4 protein-coding genes and 1 pseudogene are annotated in these 3,742 nt (G+C 69.2%); all 5 read left to right on the top strand.

The window, feature by feature from the left end:
- Positions 1–963: alpha-E domain-containing protein (locus RDU12_RS13815; RefSeq protein WP_308685194.1), on the top strand; the 963-nt coding region annotated here is incomplete at its 5' end.
- A 3-nt stretch (positions 964–966) separates the two neighbouring features.
- Entirely contained in the window at positions 967–1,791 is an 825-nt protein-coding gene (locus tag RDU12_RS13810) for a transglutaminase family protein (RefSeq protein WP_300292238.1), read from the top strand.
- An 80-nt stretch (positions 1,792–1,871) separates the two neighbouring features.
- On the top strand, positions 1,872–2,639 hold the full coding sequence (locus tag RDU12_RS13805; protein ID WP_300292240.1) for a peptidase: 768 nt from the start codon (positions 1,872–1,874) through the stop codon (positions 2,637–2,639).
- A 107-nt stretch (positions 2,640–2,746) separates the two neighbouring features.
- The gene (locus RDU12_RS13800) at positions 2,747–3,451 is read left to right on the top strand and encodes a flavodoxin family protein (protein ID WP_300292242.1); all 705 of its coding nucleotides are present in this window, start codon (positions 2,747–2,749) and stop codon (positions 3,449–3,451) included.
- A gap of 2 nt (positions 3,452–3,453) precedes the next feature.
- Positions 3,454–3,742: pseudogene (locus RDU12_RS13795) on the top strand (osmotically inducible protein C); the annotation flags it as partial.

The following is a 3,742-nucleotide window of genomic DNA, read 5'->3' as shown; positions in this document are numbered from 1 at the left end:
AGTTCCTCCCCCTCTGGGGGAGGGACTCTGATGCTGAGCCGCACCGCAGACGCCCTGTACTGGACCGGCCGCTACATCGAGCGGGCGGATTTTCTCGCGCGGATTCTCGAAGCCACGCTGAGGCTGGCGGCCATTCCGACGCGGGGCGACGGCGACGCCGGGACGGTCTGGGCCAGCGCCCTGGCCTGCGCCAGCGTGCCCAAGGCGCTGGGCCGGGCGCCGACCGAGAAATCGGTGCGGGAGTTCCTCGCCTTTTCGCCGGAGAACCCGTCCTCGATCGCCGCCTGCATCACCCGGGCGCGGACCAACGCCCGGTCGGTGCGCACCGCCCTGACCATCGAGCTGTGGGAGGCGATCAACGGGGCGTGGAACGGGCTGGAGGAGCAGGGCCAGCCGACCCGGCGGGACGACTTCACCCTCTTTCTCGAGTGGGTGAAGGCGATGACGCTGGCGGTCGAGGGCGCGACCTCGCGGACCATGCTGAGGAACGACGGCTACTATTTCCTGCGGCTGGGCGCGGCCATCGAGCGGGCCGACAACACGGCGCGGCTGCTGGATGTAAAATACCATCTGCTGCTGCCCGAGGGCGAGCGCGTCGGGGGGCAGCTGGACTATTTCCAGTGGACCACCCTGCTGAGGGAGGTGTCGGCCCTGACGGCCTATCGCTGGGTCTATCGCGACTCGGTCAAGCCGTGGCTGGTGGCCGACCTGCTGGTGCTGAACCGGCAGATGCCGCGCTCGCTGGCCAGCTGCCAAGCCTCGATCGTGCGCTATCTGGAGCGGCTGGCCGGCGATTACGGGCGGCGCGGGCCGGCCCAGAGACTGGCGGCCGACCGGATGCGCCAGTTCGACAATTCGCGCATCGAGGCGATCTTCCAGTCGGGCCTGCACGAATACATCCAGGCCTTCCTCGCCGAGAACGGACGGCTGGGGCAGGCCATCCACGATCAGTATCTGGCCTGACCCATGCGCATCCAGATCGATCACGCCACGACCTACGCCTACGATCGGGCGGCCCGGTTCATCATCCAGGTCCTGCGTCTGACGCCGCGTTCCACCGAGGCGCAGCAGGTGCGGCGCTGGTCGGTCGAGACCGACGTGGACACGCGGCTGCGGCGGTCGGAGGACGCCTTCGGCAATATCGTTCACACCCTCTACACCGAGCAGCCGACCGAGAGCCTGACGGTGCGGATGACCGGCGAGGTGATCACCAGCGACACCGGCGGGGTCGTGCCGCCGGGCCAGGAGACCTTGTCGCCGCTGGTGTTCCTGCGCGACACGGCCCTGACGCACCGGGACAGGCTGATCTCGGTGTTCGCCTCGGAGTTCTCGGCCCATCCGCCGCTGGAGCGGCTGCACCGGCTGATGGCGGCGATCCACGGCTCGGTGGCTTTCGAGGTCGGGGTGACCACGCCGACCCACACCGCCGCCGAGGTCCTGGCGCTCGGACGGGGGGTTTGTCAGGACCACGCCCACGTCTTCATCGCCTGCGCGAGGCAGATGGGGACTCCGGCGCGCTATGTGTCGGGTCATCTGCTGCGCAGCGACACCGAGGACCAGGACGCCGCGCACGCCTGGGCCGAGGCCTGGATCGAGGATCTGGGCTGGGTCGGCTTCGACCCCGCCAACGGGGTCTGCCCGACCGACCATTATGTGCGGGTGGCGACCGGGCTGGACTATCTGGGCGCGGCGCCGGTGCGGGGGGCCAGCTATGGCGGCGGCGGCGAGCGGCTGTCGGTGCGGCTGAGCGTGCGTGATGCGGACATGCAACAGGGCCAGCAGCAGGCGTGACGCCGGCCGGATGTAGGCGCCCCCGTTAAGAGAATCTGTTAGCGTCGCATCATGGACGTGTGTCGCGGACGGCTTATCGCATGACCTACTGCGTGGGCATGCTGGTCGAGGAGGGGTTGGCGATGATCGCCGACACCCGGACCAATGCGGGCGTCGACAACATCTCCTCGTACCGCAAGCTGCACGTCATCGACCAGCCGGGCGAGCGGGTGCTGGGGATCTGCACCGCCGGCAATCTGTCGGTGACCCAGACGGCCCTGGCCATGATGCGCGAGGGCGTGCACCTCAATGTCGGCGAGGAGCCGGAGACGCTGGAGACGGCCCCGACCCTGTTCCGCTGCGCCCAGCTGCTGGGCCATGCGCTGCGCAGCGTGCGGCTGTCGATCGCGCCGGCGCTGGAGGCTGACAGCCTGAACACCTCGGCCTCGATGCTGCTGGGCGGCCAGATCGCCGGCGGCGAGATGGGGCTGTTCCTGATCTACAGCCAGGGCAATTTCATCGAGTGCGGGCGCGACACCCCCTATCTCCAGATCGGCGAGCTGAAATACGGCAAGCCGATCCTCGAGAGCGGGCTGGCCTACGACACGCCGCTGGCCGAGGCGGTCAAGCTGGGACTGATCTCGTTCTCGACCACGATGCGCTCGAACGTGGCGGTGGGCGCGCCGTTCGACATGCTGACGCTGCGGCGCGGCTTCCAGAGCGGCGACGTGCGCCGGATCGAGGAAGACGACGCCTATTTCAACGACCTCCACGACCAGTGGACCCGCGCCCAGGCGGCGGCCCGCCGGTCCATGCCCCAGCCGCCGTGGATGGCCGGCGGCCCGAGACTGGCGACCAGCCGCGGCTGAGGCGGGCGGACGCGGCGTTCTGACGCCCGGTTGATCGGCCTTGCGGTTCAGGCGTTCCTCCGGTTCTGGCGCGGAGACCGCGCTCCGGCCCCTCAAGGACGTCGCTGATGACCGCCTATGACGACCTCACCGCCCTGTTCATCAACACCAGCCTGAAGCGGTCCAGCGAGCCGTCGCACACCCAGGCGCTGATGGACGTCGCGATCGCCATCATGGCGAAACAGGGCGTCCGGACCTCGACCATCCGCGCCGCGGACCTGGACATCCCGCCGGGCGTCCAGCCCGACATGACCGAGCACGGCTGGGACACGGACGGCTGGCCCGCGGTGCAGGCGCAGGTCATGGCCGCCGACATCCTGGTCATCGGCACGCCGATCTGGCTGGGCGACAAATCGTCGATCTGCACCCGGGTGATCGAGCGGCTGTACAGCTGGTCCGGCAAGCTCAACGACCGGGATCAGTCGGCCTACTATGGCCGGGTCGGCGGCTGCATTGTCACCGGCAACGAGGACGGCATCAAACACTGCGCCATGAACATCCTCTATTCGCTGCAGCATCTCGGCTATGTCATCCCGCCCCAGGCCGACGCCGGCTGGATCGGGGAGGCGGGGCCGGGCCCCTCCTACGGCGATGACGGCAAGGTCGGGCTCGACAATGACTTCACCCAGCGCAACACCACCTTCATGGCGTGGAACCTGATGCACCTGGCGCGCCTGCTGAAGGACGCCGGGGGCGTGCCGGCCCACGGCAACCAGCGCACCGCCTGGGACAGGGGCGAGCGTTTCGACCATCCGAACCCGGAATATCGCTGATCATGACCGCCGTGGATTTCGACTTCGCCAACACCGCCGGGCGCAAGCTGACGGGGGTGCTGGAGACCGGGCCGGGGCCGGTGCGGGCCTGGGCCGTGTTCGCCCACTGCTTCACCTGCGACAAGACCTCGCTGGCGGCGACGCGGGTCAGCCGCGCCCTGGCCGATCACGGCGTCGGCGTGCTGCGCTTCGACTTCACCGGCCTGGGCGAGAGCGAGGGGACCTTCGGCAGCGGACTGTCGGGCGATGTGCAGGACGTGGTCTGCGCCGCCCGGGCCATGGAGGCGACGG

Origin of the sequence: Brevundimonas sp. (assembly GCF_031082345.1) — a bacterium.
GTDB lineage: Bacteria > Pseudomonadota > Alphaproteobacteria > Caulobacterales > Caulobacteraceae > Brevundimonas.
The sequence above is the reverse complement of the archived record's forward strand: the minus strand, read 5'-3'. Positions and strand labels throughout refer to the sequence as shown.